Origin of the sequence: Streptomyces paradoxus (assembly GCF_014202475.1) — a bacterium.
Taxonomy (GTDB): domain Bacteria; phylum Actinomycetota; class Actinomycetes; order Streptomycetales; family Streptomycetaceae; genus Streptomyces; species Streptomyces paradoxus.
Map to the genome: position 1 here is coordinate 205993 of NZ_JACHGV010000005.1, position 14781 is coordinate 220773.

A 14781-nucleotide genomic window follows, 5' to 3' on the forward strand; every position below is an offset into this window, starting at 1 on the left:
AGTCGGGCCACGCCCCTCCGGCCTGCCGTCGGGCCTGTGATCCGTTACGCCGATGAACCGCGGAGCCGGATGGCAGGCTTGGGGCATGCGCAGACCGTTCGCCCTCCTCGCCGCGGCCCTCCTCACGGGCGCCCTCGCCGTGCCCGCCTCCGCCGCCGACGGCGACGAGGAGTTCACGATCAAGGACCCGCGCATCACCGAGTCCAGCGGCCTGGCGGCCTCGCGGCAGCACCCCGGCATCTACTGGACGCACAACGACAGCGACGACGGGGCGTACCTCTACGCCGTCGACAGCGCGACGGGCGAGACGGTCGCCACCGTCACCATGTCCGGCGTGGGCAGCCCCCGCGACGTCGAGGCCATCTCCATCGGGCCGGACGACCAGATCTACGTCGGCGACATCGGCGACAACCTCGGCGGCACCTGGCCGTACGTCTGGATCTACCGGCTGCCCGAGCCGAAGAACCTGCGCGACCAGACGATCAAGGCCACGCAGTACGTCGTGAAGTACTCCGACGGCGCGCGGGACGCCGAGTCCCTTGTCGTGCACCCGAAGACCGGCCGCGTCTACATCGTCGACAAGAACGAGAAGGGCGGGCACCTGTACGAGGGTCCGGCCCGGCTCTCCCCGTCCGGGTCGAACACGTTCCGGCCCGTCGCGGCCGTCCCCGACCTGGAGGCCACCGACGCCACGCTCTCCCCGGACGGCGAACACCTCGTCGTCCGCAGCTACTTCGGGGCGATCGCGTACGACTGGAACGGCGGGAAGATCAAGAAGAAGGAACGGCTCGGTGTGCCGTTCCTCGGCCAGGGGGAGTCCGTCACCTACACCGCGGACGGCAAGAAGCTGATGTACGGCGCAGAGGGGGCGGACAGCCCGGTGGAGGGGCAGGACGCGCCCGGTGGATCCAGCGCCTCTTCAAGCAGCGGCGGTTCGGCCGCACGGGACGACGGAGCCGGCGGCGACGGGCTCGGCGGCAACCTCAGGACCGGCGCCATCGCGGTGGCCGTGGCGTGCGCCGCCCTGCTCGGTCTGCGTGGGCTGCGCCGACGGAAGTAGAAGCCGGAAGGCGGTTCTCCGACTCGTCCAGGATCCGCCGGAGTTGAAACCCGACGTGGTCGAAGTACGTCCCCTCCCAGACAGACGTCGCCCGGATCACCTGGCGACGAAAACCACCCGGAACATCTTCGGCCACCACTTGCCGGTGAGCAGGAACTCTCCGGTGCCCGGGATGGCGGCGATGCCGTTCAGCACCTCGGCGGGCTGTCGCTCCTTCGAGGACAGCAGCCCCGAGGCGTCGATCTGAGCGGTGACCGCGCCGGTGCCCGAGTCGACGCGCACGATCCGGTCGGAGGGCCAGACATTGGCGTACACGTGGTCGCCCACGCATTCCAGCTCGTTGAGCCGCGGCACCGGACGGCCTCGATGAGTGACGAGGAGTTCACCCGTCGGGGCCAGCGTGCGCGGGTCCCGCAAGGTCAGCCGAGCGGAACCGTCACTGGTGACCAGCCGCCCGCGCCCCGGCTGGTGGCATACGCCCCAGCCCTCCGCCGGGTAGGGGAGACGACGCAGTTCGGCCAGGGTTTTGGCATCCCGTTCGATGGCGATGTGGTCCCGGAAGGTCAACTGCCACAACGTCCGTCCGAGGACGGTGACCCCTTCCCCGAACAGTGGAGCCGGCAGGTCGGCACGGACGGCGGGACGCCGGCCGGGCGGGCCCCGGCGGATCGACGACTCACCGGCCATGCCCGTCCCCTCGTAGAGGGTTCGCCCCGCCATCTCCAGGCCCTGCGTATAGGCCTTCGGGTCGTGAGGCAGGACGTCGAGGACCCTGACCCTCAGGTGCTCGACCGGCCCCACGGCAGACCCGGCCGCGGTCTTCGTGTGCATCGGTGAGCGGTCGTCAGCCGCACAGGAGGCGAGCAGTGCCGAGCCCCCCAGGACCGCGGCCGCGAGGGCCGGGAGTGCGCGCATCCGCGCGCACCGGGCCATCGGCCGGGAGCCGCGAACCGCCATTCCGGGTCCGCTGCGCCGACGACCGCCGGGCCGAGGGCGCGGCACCTGCCGGGCGCGGCCCGGGCCGGCCGCGGCATCCCCTCCTCGGTCAGTGATGGTCTCCGCCTTCCTGGGCAGCCACCGGGGTGGTGTCCTTCCCCTTCGGTGCGGCCGGCGCGGGGAAGACGCCGATCGTCGCCGGCCTGCCGCGGCGGCGCAGCCGTGGCCGGAGCGTGGCCCGGGCCAGGAGCCGGAGCCGCTCGCGGCGTCCCGAGGTCTTGGGGCGGTACCCGTAGCCGTACTGCTCGCTGTCGCGTTTGGCGGGCACCATGTTGAGGACGCTGCCGAGCACGGTGGCGCCGACGTCCTGCAGTGCGCGCACGGCGTCGGTGACCTGACCCCGGGAGCTCTTCGCGTAGCGGGCGGCCAGCAGGTAGCCGTCGACCGCCGAGGCCATCGCCGGTGTGTCCGCGACCGGGAGGACCGGCGCGGTGTCGATCACCACATGGTCGAACCTGTCGGCGAGCGAGCGCACCACGGTGCGGAACTGCTCCGAGCCCAGCATCTCCGCGGGGTTCGGCGGCAGCACCCCGCTGGCCAGCACCGAGAATGAGCCCGCCGACTGCGTCACGTCCTCGGCGTTCGCCTGGCCGATCATCACGGTGGTCAGCCCGGCGTCCTGTACCAGGCCGAGCGCGGAGGCCACACTGGGGCGCCGCAGGTCAGCGTCGACCAGGCAGACCGAGGAACCGAACTCGGCCAGGGAGGACGCCAGGTTGATCGAGATGCTCGTCTTCCCCTCGGCAGGCACCGCGCTGGTGACCGCGATGACCTTGGGCGGGGCGTCGATGTCCACGAACCGGAGGTTGGTGCGCAGCCGTCTGAAGTCCTCCGCCCGCCGGCCGAACGCGTCGTCGTCCACCGCCACCGTGTGCCGGGAGGCACTCTGGTCGAGGACGACGCTGCCGAGTACGGCCGTTCCGCCGGTGCCGGCGAGACACCGGGTGAGGTCGCTGCGGCTGCGCACCGAGGTGTCCAGCGACTCCCGCGCGACCGCCAGGCCGGTACCGAGGCCCAGGCCGGCCACGAGCCCGAGTGCGAGGTTGAGCACCAGGTTCGGGGACGTCGGCGTCCTGGGCCTGGTGGCGTGCTCGGTGATGCTCAGCCGGACGGGCGAGAGCCGGGCGCCCTCCGGTCGTTCGATCTTGGCGATGACCTCGGCGAAGCGGTGGGCGACCGCGTTGCTGATCCGGGCCGCCCGGACCGGTTTGGTGTCGGTGACGGTGATCTTGAGAAGTACCGTTTCGAGAGGCACCTCTGTGGTGATCTTCCGGGACAGCTGTGAGGGCGTCATGTCCAGCCGCAGAAACTCGGCGACCGGTCCGGTCACGTAAGGGCTGGTGACCACTTCCGCGTAGGAGCGGACGCGAGCCTGGGCGAAGCTGTTGCCCTGATTGAGCTTGACCGTGTCGTCCCAGTCCTGGAGCGACACGAAGAGGGTCGAGGTGGCCTGGTACTGCGGTGTGGTGGTGTGGGTGACGAACACGCCGACCGCTGTTCCCAGCAGGCCCAGCGCCGCGATGATCCGCCAGCGCCTGACCAGGAACCGAAGGTAGTCGGACAGATTCAAGGTATCCATCCCAGGTGTTCAAAAAGGCAGCAACATGGATATTTGGCAGCTACGTGATCGTATCCGCGATACACGGCCAAAACGTGCCACCTGCCGCCGAGTCGGCCGGAGCCGCCATCGGCGTCGGCGCGGCGTGCGTTCCGGCACGGCCGACCTGGAACCGGCTCCCGTGCCGCCGAGGGGGCGGATCAGCCGGTGCACGGACCGCTCGGGAGCGCTCTGGCCCGCAGGGGGTGCACCAGGGGCTGACGCAGCACGAAGGCAGAACGGTCCGCGGGCCGTTCCAGCAAGTGGAGTACGAGGGTGCGCGCGGCACCCGCGGGCAGCTCGACGTCGAGGGTGAAGACGGGGTGGCCCCGCTCGGTGCCGTGGCTGAGCTGAGCGGAGCGTCCGTCCAGGGTGGCACGGGACAGGGTGGCGCCGGCACTGGCGTAATAGGACACCAGGAGGCGGTTGTCACCCGGCCGGGTGTCGTAGGGCGGGGCGTCCACCCGCTGGACGACGTACGGCGGGAGCCCCGAGGCAGGAGCCCGGTTGGCGAGGCGCACGGTCACGGTGACCTCGCGCCGGCCGTCCACGCACCGGCCCGGTGCCCACGTGAGCCGGCGGTCGAGGTAGTAGTCGAGCTTCGTACCCGCCGCGTTGTTGACGACCAGTCCGGCCAGGGGAGCGGAACCTTCGGGCAGCGCTCCGCCGAACGACCGCGCCAGGAGCTCGCGCTGCTCCGCCGCGTGCCCGCTCCACACCTTGATCCGCCCCTCTCCCAACTGCCGGTGCAGTGCCGAGAAGAGTGCGGTCCGGCTCGTGGGGTCCGCCGACGCGCCGAGCAGCCGGATGGCCACCGCGCGCGCCACATCGAGGAAGTACGCCTTGCGCCGCTTGAAGTCCGGGTGGAGCGCGTAGCTGGCGCGCTCGCTGAGATCCACGACGTTGTGCGCGGTGACGGCGCTCCCGTCGGGCAGCCGGGCAGGGCCGGAGGCGGCGAGGAGCCCGGAGACCGCACCGGGGTCCAGGCCGAAGGCGCCGTCCACCCGCTGGCCGCTGTGCCGCTGCCACGCCGCGGCCCAGATCCGCGCCGCGTACGGGAAGTGCGGGCTCATGTTGGAGTTGACCCAGGTCCGGGTCGGGGCGCTGGGGCCGTAGAGCCCGTTGAACTCCGCTCCCAGGTCGACGTCCGCATAGGCCTCGCTCAGTTCGGTGTCGTTGCCGAAGTGCTCGAAGCTCAGCCGGCCCCGCTCCGCCCTGAGCACCGCGAAGGCTCCCGGCAGCCCACCCGTTCCACGAGCCTCCGCGGTGTTCTCGAACACCGCCAGATACCGTCGCGGTCCGTCGGCTCCGAGCATCGGGGGCATCAACCGGGCCGCCGCGGCGGCATCGTGGGCGAGAGGGGTGATCCGGTCGAGCTGCCGGGCGAGTTCGGTGCGCGCCCGGTCGGTGGCCGGCAGCCAGGTGCCGTGCGGGAGGTCGTCGACATCGGCACGCACCCTCGATGCGCTGCGCGAGGCCTGTTCGAGAAGGGGAGCCACACGGCGCAGCGCGGAGAGGTTCAGGTGCCGGCCGTCGTCCGCCCCGGTGGAATCGAGTTCCTCGACGGTGCGCACCAGGGGAGGGAGCACGTCGCGGGTCAGCCGGTCGGAGGCCTCCGCGATACCGCGTACCGTACGGAAGGGGGCGCCGAGAACCGGCAGATGAGCCGCCGGGAACCAGGCGGGGCCGGTCGTGAGCCGGTGGGCCCGGGCGGCGTGGCCGGTGGCGTCGCGCACCGCGTCCCGCACTGTCGCGGTCAGCGCCGCAGGAGGGCCGGCAGCGGTGGCCGAGGCCGCAGCGGGCTGCGCGAGGTGTTGCCGCCGCAGCGTCTCCAGGCTTCGCTGGGCCGCCAGCAGCTCATTCCGGGCGAGTACTCCGGTGGCCGCGATCCAGGCGGCACCGGCCAGGACCAGTCCGGCCACGGCGTACAGCGGCATCCTGACGCGACGGTCGCGCAGCCGGCGGACGACGACGGCGGGCAGGACCCGGTCCGCGTACCGGCGCGGAATCCATCGGGCCCGCTTCGCACCGGGCGGGGATTCCTGCACCCGCGACGCACCACGGCGAGTCTCGGACATCTGATGTCACTCCCTGGCTGATCTCGTTCGCTGGGGCCTGCGGGTCCCCGCAACGCCCCGTGGGGCGCCGGGTGTGGAGGTGAGCACTCCGCGCGTCGCGCGGGCGCCGGCTCAGTACGCGCCGTCACCGCGCAGCACGGCGGGGAGGGTCCGGCAGAGGATCGCCAGGTCCAGCCTGATCGACCAGGTGTCGACGTACTCGAGATCCAGACGCAGGGCGTCCTCCCAGGCGAGGTCGGACCGTCCGCTCACCTGCCACAGCCCGGTGATCCCGGGGCGGACCAGCAGGCGGCGCCGGGCCTCCCCGGTGAACGCCGAGTCCACGACAGGGAGCGGACGGGGGCCGACCAGGGACATCTGCCCCCGCAGCACATTGACCAGCTGCGGCAACTCGTCCAGGGAGTAACGCCGCAACCAGCGCCCGGCCGTGGTCACCCGCGGATCCTCGCGGATCTTGAAGAGGTGCCCGTCGGCCTCGTTGGACTCCTCCATGGCGACGCGCAACCGCTCCGAACCGACGTGCATCGTCCGCAGCTTCAGGACGTGGAACTCTTTGCCCCGCCAGCCGGTGCGGCGCTGGCGGAACAGCAGCGGGCCCGGACTGTCGAGCTTCACCGCGACGGCGGCGGCGATCAGCACCGGCGCCACGAACAGGAGCAGGACGGCGGCCCCCGCGCAGTCGATGAACCGCTTGGCGGCCCGGACGCCCACGTGCGCCCGCCCACCGGGAGCCGGCCGGTGAGGGGCCGTCTTCGCAGCGGATACCGGCATCGGGCGTCCCTTCGTCTTCTGCGGCAGAACGGGTGAAACGTGCCCTGGTTCGGGCGCATGGTGGCCCGCAGGACATTTCAATCGGACTATTCCTGACTAAGGAATAGAAACACGACATTGATCTACGCTTCGGCAATGACACCGAAGCTCGCCCTCGCCACAGCCTGGGCGAGGCGGCCGAGAGGACCTGCATGCGTGCGGTAGTGACGGGTGGGGCCGGGTTTCTCGGCTCCCATTTGTGTGAACGGCTGCTTCAGGCGGACCACGAAGTCGTCTGCGTGGACAACTTCCTGACGTCCGGCCCCGAGAACATCGAGCACCTCATGGGCGACCGGCGCTTCCAGTTCCGCCAACGGGACATCACCCAGGGCCTGGACGAGCCGGGGCCGGTGGACGCCGTCCTTCACATGGCTTCACCCGCCTCCCCCGCCGACTACCTGAAACTGCCCCTGGAGACACTCCGGGTGGGCTCGGCCGGCACCTGGCACGCCTTGGATCTGGCCGCCGCCAAGGGCGCCCGCTTCCTGCTGGCCTCCACCTCCGAGTCGTACGGCGACCCGCTGGTCCATCCTCAGCCGGAGAGCTACTGGGGACATGTGAACCCGGTGGGCCCGCGTTCGGTGTACGACGAGGCGAAGCGCTTCGGTGAGGCACTGACGATGGCGTACCGCAGGAGTCGCGGTGTGGACGCCAAGATCGTGCGCATCTTCAACACCTTCGGGCCGCGGATGCGCCCGGACGACGGACGGGCGATCCCCACCTTCATCCGCCAGGCGCTGAGCGGGGAGCCGATCACGGTCACCGGCGACGGCAACCAGACCAGGTCGCTGTGCTACGTCGACGATGTGGTCGAAGGCCTCCTGCGCATGCTTGCCTGCGACCACGGCGGACCCGTCAACCTGGGCAATCCCCACGAGGTCTCCATGCTGGAGCTGGCGCAGTGGATCGGCAAGCTCACCCGGTCCCGCTCCGAGATCACGCTCATCCCCCGTCCCCAGGACGACCCCGAGCGGCGGCGTCCGGACATCGCCCTGGCCCGCGAGCTGCTGAACTGGGAACCCACCACTCCCGTGGAACGCGGCCTGTGCGACACCGTCACGTACTTCCGCCGGCGTCTGTCCGTCGGGGAGTGCGCCGGGAGCGGCCCGCGCCCCGCCGGATTCACGCCGAGCTCCGCCGCCTCATGACCGCCCCTCCGAGCAGTCGAACGATGCCGGTGGCCGCTCCCGTGGTCGAGTGCCTCGGTGTGCCCATCACCGCACACACCCGCGACAGCGCGGCCCGCCATGTCGTGCACCTGGCCGACCTGATGCGCGAGGCACGGCAGGGACTCACCGGCGAACCCGGCGCCTCCGGCAGCCGGCGCGGCAGTGACGTACACCTGTCCAACGCCTACACGCTCGCCCTGGCCGACCGGGACCCCGAGCTGCGCGCCATCCTCCGCTCGGCCGCCCTGAACCTGCCCGACGGGCAGCCGGTCGTATGGGCCAACCGACTGCTCCACCCCACCGCCGAACTGCCCGGCACACGTGTGTACGGTCCCGACCTCCTCACGGACGTCTTCGCCCTGACTCAGCACACGGAACTGAACCACTACCTTCTCGGCTCCACGCCCCAGGTGCTCGACGCACTCCACCGGGAGCTGCGGCGGCGCTATCCCGGGGCGCGGATCGTGGGCACCTGCTCCCCGCCCTTCCGGCCCCTGCACGTCCACGAACGGCGCCAGCAGGTGGAGCGGATCCGTTCCGCCGCGGCGGACATCGTCTGGGTCGGACTCGGCACGCCGAAGCAGGACCGCTGGGCCGCCGAACTGTGCGACGCGCTGCCCGTGGTGGCCGTGGCCGTGGGCGCGGCCTTCGACTTCGTCGCCGGTAACAAGCCGCAGGCACCGCACTGGATGCGGCACAACGGGCTGGAATGGCTGTTCCGGCTCGGCTGTGAACCACGCCGCCTGTGGCGCCGGTACCTGTTCGGCAACGCGCGCTTCGTCCATGGGGTGGTGCGCCAGGCGTCCCGCCCGGTGCGAACGGACAGCGGTGCGGTGGCCGGAGATCGCCTGAACTCGGGCGGACTCGTCCGACATCGCCGGGAAACCCCGGCCCGGATCCCCGAGGTGCGGCCATGACGATCACTCCGGTGAGCCCCCGGGAGACCCGGCGGCGCGTTGTCGTGGTGCAGCCCTACGTTCCCGGCTATCGGACGTCGTTCTTCAATCACCTGCAGGGCCGGCTCAGCTCCGCAGGGGTTGACCTGGAAGTGCTGTACGGGCTGGTACCACCGCAGCAGGCGGCCCGGCGCGACGCAGCCCCTTGCGCCTGCGCGGTACAGGTACCTTCACGACGGCTGCCCGCTCCCGGCGGACGGTCCCTTCTGTGGCGTCAGGTGACGGACTGGGCCGCTTCCGCCGACGCGGTGGTACTGGAGCAGGCACTGCGGAACCTGGAGGCCTATCCGCTGTTGCTGCGTCAGATGACGCGGCGGCCGGGTGGTCGCCCTCCACGGGTCGCGTTCTGGGGCCACGGCCGCACGTACACCAAGAAAACGAGCCGGCTCCAAGAAGCTGCCAAGGATGCGCTCACGCGGCAGGCCGCCTGGTTCTTCGCCTACACCCAGGGGGGAGCCTCACACGTCGCCTCGCGGGGTTTCCCCCGGGACAGGATCACCGTCCTGCGCAACTCCGTGGACACCAGGGAGCTGACCGTCACGCGTGAGCGCGCGGACATCCAGGGCACGCCCGAACACGCCGCGGCCGCCGCGCTGCGCGAGCGCCACCATCTCAAGCCGGGACGAACGGCTCTGTACGTAGGGGGACTTGATACCCCGAAGCGGATCCCCTTCCTGCTCCAATGCGCGCGACGTCTCGCGACCGGCCTGCCGGGCTTCAAGCTGCTGGTGGCCGGAGACGGTGTCGACCGGCCCCTGGTGGAAGCCGCGAGCCTCGCCCCGGACAGCCCGGTGCTGGCTCTCGGGCACCGCGCCGGACAGGACGTCGCGCTGCTCGGAGCGGTATCGGACGTCATGCTGATGCCGGGGCGGGTGGGACTGTGCGCGGTGGACTCCTTCGCCCTCCGGACACCCATCGTCACCACCGACTGGCCCTGGCACGCGCCCGAGTTCGAATACCTGGAGCACGGACGAAACGCAGTGGTCAGTCGAGACGATCCGGAGGCCTATGCGGTGGCGGTGCAGCAAGTGCTGAGCGACCGCTCCCGCCTGGAATCCCTACGTGAAGCGTGCCGCAAGGACGCCGCCGACTACACGGCGGACGGCATGGCAGAGCGCTTCTGCGACGGTTTGCTGCATATGCTCGGGACAAGGCCGTGAGCCGACTTGAGGAATTGCATCAGACCGACGAGCCCATTCCATGAAGGGTGTCAGTTAAATGACTGTTCCAAGGCCGACGGGCAGCCGGACCAATGGGCGTGCATACGATGTCCTGCCCGTTCGGCTCCGGCGCACGATCACCAAGCCCATCCGCACCATGCGGCCATGGCTCTACGGGCCGTGGCCCGCCGTCCTCAACGGGCAGCGATTCCGTCAGAACCTGTTCCGCTCCCTGGTCCGCGAACTCCAGCCCCAGGCGATCTTCGAATCCGGTACCTACTGCGGGGGATCGACGCAGTTCCTGTGGCATCTGTCCGGTGCTCCCGTGTTCACCGTCGAAAAGAACCGCGGATTCGCACGCTGCGCCGAGAGACGTTTCCGCAGAAATCCAGACGTCCGGGTGCTCAACGAGGATTCCAGGGATGCTCTGCGGACGCTGCGCGACGACGCCCGGTTTCCCTGCTCGCGGGTCCTGTTCTACCTGGACGCCCACTGGGAAAAGGATCTCCCCCTCCGGGAGGAAGTCGACATCATCACGGAGGCGTGGACAGACTCGGTCATCGTCATCGACGACTTCAAGGTGCCCGACGACGACGGTTACGAATTCGACACCTACGGTGACCTGCAGCTGTCGATGGACTATCTGGGGGAGACCGTCGCGCCCTACGACACGTTCTGGCCGAACTGCCCGTCCAGCATGGAGAGCGGGCGCCGTCGCGGTTGCGTGGTGCTGGCCGCCCCGGGCGTGGCACAGCAGGTGTCCGAGCTCCCTGAGGTGCGTCGCGCCGAAGCCCTCGTAGCGCCCGAGCGGTGAGCCCTGGGCCAGGGGAGAAGACCATGGGCCGGTCGACGGCACCCGTGACGCGCGTGGTGGTGCTGATCGCCTGTCACAACCGTCGCGAGAGCACGGTCCGATGCCTGCGGTCGCTGATCGGGCAGGGCGGACCCGAGGTATCCGTGAGTGTCGTGCTCACCGACGATGGCAGCACCGACGGCACCGCACGAGCTGCTCGCGAGGTATGGCCCGGCATCCGTGTGCTTCAGGGCAACGGCAGGCTGTTCTGGGCGAAGGCGATGGCACTCGCGGCGTCGGCCGCAGGGGATTACGACTACCTGCTGTGGCTCAACGACGACGTCCTCCTGGACCCCGGAGCGTTGTCGCAGTTGCTCGAGACCCACCGATCGCTGTCCCGTTCGGAGGCAGGGGACAGCATCGCCGTAGGCGCCCTGCGCGATCCACGCACCGGCGCGGTGACCTACTCGGGTATGCACCGCCGCAGTTGTCTGCGTCCGGTGTCCTTCACCAAGGTCGCTCCGGCCGGCAGGCCGGTTCAGGCCGAGACGATGAATGGGAACCTGGTCCTCATCCCTCGCTCTGTGGTCAAACGCGTCGGGGAGATCGACGCGGATTTCAGTCATGGTCTGGCCGACTTCGACTACGGCCTGCGCGCCGGGTACCTCGGATGTGCCATCTGGATCGTCCCGGGAACGCTGGGTACGTGTCCGCGCAACCCCACGGAGGGGGACTGGACGGACCCTGCGCTGTCTCTCCGGAAGCGGCTGCGTCTGATGTGCGCCCCCAAAGGCCTTCCGCCGGCCAGCTGGTTGCGGTTCACCCGGCGGCATGCCGGTCCGATGTGGCCGGTCTGGTTCGTCTCACCGTATGTCCGGCTCTTCGCCACTGGGGGTCTCGACCGAGTCCGCCGAGGATTCGGCTGCCGTGCCGGGTGACGTCGATGCCACGCGGTCCCCCTCCGCAGCGGGACTGACTTCAACCACTGTGCGAGGAGCGCGATGGACGCTGTTGGCGGCCTTCGGAACGTTCGTCGTGCAGATCCCGTATTCCGCGGCAGTCAGCCGACTGCTCACCCCGAGTGACTTCGGGCTGGTCGCCCTCGCGATGTTCATGCTCCGTTTCGTGAGCTATTTCGCCCAGGGCGGTCTGAGCTCGGCCGTCGTTCAACGCCCGGTCTTGCGGGAGCGCGACATCCGGGCAAGCTGCGCGGTCGGCATCACGACCGGCTTCGCGTTCTACGCGCTGTTCTGGATAGTCGCTCCGTTCGGGGTTCAGGCCGTCCACGCGCCGCCGGAGCTTACCCCCGTCTGCCGTGCTCTGGCTCTGAGCTTCCTGCTCTCCGCCGTCAGCGCAACCGCCTCGGGACTGCTGCGCCGCAGCATGCGGTACCGGACTGTCTCCCTGATCGAGTTCCTCTCCTATCTCGTCGGTTACTGCGGCTTCGGACTGGTGTCGGCAGTAATGGGTTGCGGGGTGTGGAGCCTGGTGTACGCGGCTTTGGGGCAGTCCGCTCTGACGGCCCTGACCCACTGTGCACTGACATGGCGTCATCTGCGGCCGCTCTTCGACGTGCGTGCGATGGCAGGGATGGCCGCCTTCGGTACAAAGGTCTCTCTCGTGGGATTCCTGGAGTTCCTCGCCTTCAGCGCCGACACCGTTCTGGTCGGCAGATACGCAGGAGTGCAAGCACTCGGCCACTACAACCGCGCATGGTTCATGGCGGCTCTTCCCCTGCACCAGACCGCGGCTGCCCTGAACAAGGTGCTGCTGCCGGCATTCAGCCGCGCCCAAAGCGACCGCGACCGACTCAAGGGGGCGTACATCGACAGCATGTCGGTGACCGCGCTGCTCTTCGCCCCGATGGCCGCAACCGTCGCCGTGTGCTCCGACAACGCGGTCGAAGTCCTCCTTGGTGATGCGTGGCAGGCCACCGCGGACCTGGTGCCCCCTCTGGCCGTCGTGGGCCTGCTGAACGTTCTCGCGTATCTTCCCGCCGTGCTGGCGGAGGCACTCGGCAAAGTGGGACAAAAGGCAGTGATCGAACTCCTGCACTTGATCGTCCTGCTGACGGCAGCCGCTGCTGCTGTTGCGTCGGATACCGGAGTGGCCGGGCTGGCTGCGGCGCTGGTGGCGGCTCGGATCCTTCAGCACGCCGCATACCTTGTGTGGCTCAGTCGCGCCATTCCGGGATCGATGCCCGAAGTGCTGGTGGCCTATGCGCAGTCGACGGCTGTCGCCGTATTCGTCGCGTCCACCGCGGCAGCCGCGGGACATGTGATGAGGGACCAACCTCCGACGGTGGCTCTGGGGCTCCAACTCGCCACCGGTTCGGCAGCGGGTGCGTCAGTCCTCCTGTTCGGCCGTTCCCTCAGGGGCGTCCGGGCGGCCCGCGGCCGTGCACTGATCCAGTCGGCCTTCGGCAGCAGAAAGCACACCGCGGCGGAACGAGCGTGAAACGCGGCCACGTGACTCCGTTTGGCTGGCCAGGGGGATGACTGCCTACCGCGCTTGACCCTTTTGTTGCCGTTCGTGAGGTACAACGCTGTTCAGGCTTCTCCGCGCAATCGAAAGAGCGTCCTCGAACCCCAGGAACCGAGCAACCCTCTGTTCCCACCTGGTCGAGGGCGTCGAGGTCTCCGTATGCCCGTTACCCCTCTGGTACTCCTGCAACTGTGCGCGGCGGGGATCCTCCTCGCGGCGCTGTCATGGGTGTTCGCCAAACATGTCAGGGCCGGAATCGTCCTGCTTCTCTGCCCGATGGTCATCGACGTACTGACACGGCAGCAGTCGATGGCGCTGCAGATCGCCGATCTCACGGTCTCCGCGGCCGACGCCACCACGGTACCCGCCGCGGTGGTCGTGGTCGGCCGCGTCATCACCCGCTTCTTCCAGCGCGGCAGAGCATCCGCACCAGCCCTGATGCTCGCGCTGACGGTGGTGAGTCTCAGCCGCGGAATCGCTGAATTCGGATTGCAGCCGGCCGTCAACGAGTGCCGCCCCTACATCTACTTCCTGACCGCGACTCTGTACGTCTTCACCTCAGACATCGGTTCGGACGTCACCAGGTTCATGCTCAAGACGTGGGTCTTCCTGTCGCTCGCCTGCGTGGTGATCTGCGCGGGACGCTGGTCTGTCGACGGAATCGCGTCCGCCGGCGAGCTTCTCTTGGCGAACGGAGTGCTGGTGACCGCCAGGCCGGTCGATGCCGGACCAGCTCTGGTCATCGCTCAGGCAGCCCTGACGCTCATCACGCTCCGCTGGCACTCACGCCCCTACCGCGCCCTGGCACTGGGCCTGCTCGTTGTCGTGGTGCTGCTACAACACCGGACCATCTGGATCGTCACGCTGGTAGGCATCGCGGCCTACGTGGTCCTGAGCCGCCGGATGGCCCAGGAGAGGATCTCCTTCGCGGCCACGGCCCTGATCGTGAGCACCACTGCTGCCTTGGGAGCCCGGGTCGTCTCGCTGGGCTCAACCGGCGAGGACCTTCGATCGTCCTACTCCACCATGCAGGGTGCACACAGCACGTTCGCCTGGCGGGTCTCTGGCTGGGAGGAGCTGCTTGCCCGGCGCAGCGGAGTGATCGACGCGCTGCTGGGCCAGCCGTTCGGAACAGGGTTCGCCCGTCTCATCGACGGGCAGATCGTCACCGTCTCCCCGCACAACTTCTATATCCAGACACTGCTGCGACTTGGTGTGATCGGGCTCGTTCTCTTCGTCGGCATCTGCCTGTGGGCATTGCTTGCCATACGATCGAATTCCCGAGCAGATGTTCTGGGCCGCATTCTTGTGCTAACCCAGCTGACGTTCTGCTTCACCTACGCGCTGTCCCTGGAACAAGGAATGGCTCTCGGACTCGTTCTGGTCCATGCCAGGCACAGCTGGACGGCTGGAAAGCTGCCGACCGGAGAGAGCAAGGCAGTGGCCATGGGCGCCCCACGCGCTCAGCGATCTGACTTCGCAGGGGAAGATGCGATCACGCAGCCGGTTCAAGGCGATGGCTCGGGCCCGTACGCCCCGGCTGGTGGGCGGCACACGGGGAGTGGGCCTCGACAACGAGATCTTTCCCTGGACAAAGGCGTATCTCGCCAGTCGTGAACTGGGCTTCGCACTCCTCCGGCCGGCATGGAGACTCAGCGGCAGGAGTCACGGCGTGAGT

General features: G+C 69.3%; 12 protein-coding genes. 8 read left to right on the plus strand and 4 right to left on the minus strand.

What is annotated here, in order from left to right:
• The first annotated feature begins 85 nt into the window (after positions 1-85).
• Entirely contained in the window at positions 86-1060 is a 975-nt protein-coding gene (locus tag HNR57_RS18610) for a WD40 repeat domain-containing protein (protein ID WP_184561128.1), read from the plus strand.
• Between the two features lie 96 nt (positions 1061-1156).
• Here the strand turns inward: HNR57_RS18610 and HNR57_RS18615 are convergent, their stop codons facing one another.
• The 4 genes from HNR57_RS18615 to HNR57_RS18630 all read right to left on the minus strand — a co-directional run bounded on the left by HNR57_RS18615 (position 1157) and on the right by HNR57_RS18630 (position 6502).
• Positions 1157-1975, minus strand: a complete 819-nt coding sequence (locus HNR57_RS18615) for a glutaminyl-peptide cyclotransferase (RefSeq protein ID WP_221342681.1) — start codon at positions 1973-1975, stop codon at positions 1157-1159.
• A gap of 130 nt (positions 1976-2105) precedes the next feature.
• Positions 2106-3635: a tyrosine-protein kinase domain-containing protein gene (locus HNR57_RS18620; RefSeq protein WP_184561129.1), complete on the minus strand. Its 1530-nt coding sequence runs from the start codon at positions 3633-3635 to the stop codon at positions 2106-2108.
• Between the two features lie 179 nt (positions 3636-3814).
• On the minus strand, positions 3815-5731 hold the full coding sequence (locus HNR57_RS18625; RefSeq protein ID WP_221342682.1) for a DUF4012 domain-containing protein: 1917 nt from the start codon (positions 5729-5731) through the stop codon (positions 3815-3817).
• Between the two features lie 111 nt (positions 5732-5842).
• Positions 5843-6502 (minus strand): sugar transferase, encoded by a 660-nt coding sequence (locus tag HNR57_RS18630; protein WP_184561130.1) that lies wholly within the window; start codon positions 6500-6502, stop codon positions 5843-5845.
• 191 nt (positions 6503-6693) lie between these two features.
• Between HNR57_RS18630 and HNR57_RS18635 the strand changes: the two genes are divergently transcribed.
• From HNR57_RS18635 to HNR57_RS18665, 7 genes are all read left to right on the plus strand, one after another.
• The gene (locus HNR57_RS18635) at positions 6694-7689 is read left to right on the plus strand and encodes a UDP-glucuronic acid decarboxylase family protein (protein WP_184561131.1); all 996 of its coding nucleotides are present in this window, start codon (positions 6694-6696) and stop codon (positions 7687-7689) included.
• 23 nt (positions 7690-7712) lie between these two features.
• Entirely contained in the window at positions 7713-8627 is a 915-nt protein-coding gene (locus tag HNR57_RS18640) for a WecB/TagA/CpsF family glycosyltransferase (RefSeq protein ID WP_184561132.1), read from the plus strand.
• Complete coding sequence (locus HNR57_RS18645; RefSeq protein WP_221342683.1) at positions 8624-9826, plus strand: glycosyltransferase family 4 protein; 1203 nt, start codon at positions 8624-8626, stop codon at positions 9824-9826. The genes HNR57_RS18640 and HNR57_RS18645 overlap by 4 nt, the downstream gene beginning before the upstream one ends.
• A 157-nt stretch (positions 9827-9983) precedes the next feature.
• Positions 9984-10640: an O-methyltransferase gene (locus HNR57_RS18650; RefSeq protein ID WP_184561133.1), complete on the plus strand. Its 657-nt coding sequence runs from the start codon at positions 9984-9986 to the stop codon at positions 10638-10640.
• Positions 10641-10663: 23 nt separating this feature from the next.
• Positions 10664-11557, plus strand: coding sequence for a glycosyltransferase family 2 protein (locus tag HNR57_RS18655; RefSeq protein WP_184561134.1), 894 nt, complete (start codon positions 10664-10666; stop codon positions 11555-11557).
• Positions 11490-13076, plus strand: a complete 1587-nt coding sequence (locus tag HNR57_RS18660) for a lipopolysaccharide biosynthesis protein (RefSeq protein ID WP_281403893.1) — start codon at positions 11490-11492, stop codon at positions 13074-13076. The genes HNR57_RS18655 and HNR57_RS18660 overlap by 68 nt, the downstream gene beginning before the upstream one ends.
• A gap of 186 nt (positions 13077-13262) precedes the next feature.
• The gene (locus HNR57_RS18665; protein WP_184561136.1) at positions 13263-14720 is read left to right on the plus strand and encodes an O-antigen ligase family protein; all 1458 of its coding nucleotides are present in this window, start codon (positions 13263-13265) and stop codon (positions 14718-14720) included.
• The last annotated feature ends 61 nt before the right edge of the window (positions 14721-14781 follow it).

Bases quoted from the DNA above. Each gene is read 5' to 3' on its own strand.
- HNR57_RS18610 (WP_184561128.1), top strand. From the start codon at position 86: ATGCGCAGACCGTTCGCCCTCCTCGCCGCGGCCCTCCTCACGGGCGCC.
- HNR57_RS18615 (WP_221342681.1), bottom strand. From the start codon at position 1,975: ATGCGCGCACTCCCGGCCCTCGCGGCCGCGGTCCTGGGGGGCTCGGCA.
- HNR57_RS18620 (WP_184561129.1), bottom strand. From the start codon at position 3,635: ATGGATACCTTGAATCTGTCCGACTACCTTCGGTTCCTGGTCAGGCGC.
- HNR57_RS18625 (WP_221342682.1), bottom strand. From the start codon at position 5,731: ATGTCCGAGACTCGCCGTGGTGCGTCGCGGGTGCAGGAATCCCCGCCC.
- HNR57_RS18630 (WP_184561130.1), bottom strand. From the start codon at position 6,502: ATGCCGGTATCCGCTGCGAAGACGGCCCCTCACCGGCCGGCTCCCGGT.
- HNR57_RS18635 (WP_184561131.1), top strand. From the start codon at position 6,694: ATGCGTGCGGTAGTGACGGGTGGGGCCGGGTTTCTCGGCTCCCATTTG.
- HNR57_RS18640 (WP_184561132.1), top strand. From the start codon at position 7,713: ATGCCGGTGGCCGCTCCCGTGGTCGAGTGCCTCGGTGTGCCCATCACC.
- HNR57_RS18645 (WP_221342683.1), top strand. From the start codon at position 8,624: ATGACGATCACTCCGGTGAGCCCCCGGGAGACCCGGCGGCGCGTTGTC.
- HNR57_RS18650 (WP_184561133.1), top strand. From the start codon at position 9,984: ATGCGGCCATGGCTCTACGGGCCGTGGCCCGCCGTCCTCAACGGGCAG.
- HNR57_RS18655 (WP_184561134.1), top strand. From the start codon at position 10,664: ATGGGCCGGTCGACGGCACCCGTGACGCGCGTGGTGGTGCTGATCGCC.
- HNR57_RS18660 (WP_281403893.1), top strand. From the start codon at position 11,490: ATGTCCGGCTCTTCGCCACTGGGGGTCTCGACCGAGTCCGCCGAGGAT.
- HNR57_RS18665 (WP_184561136.1), top strand. From the start codon at position 13,263: ATGCCCGTTACCCCTCTGGTACTCCTGCAACTGTGCGCGGCGGGGATC.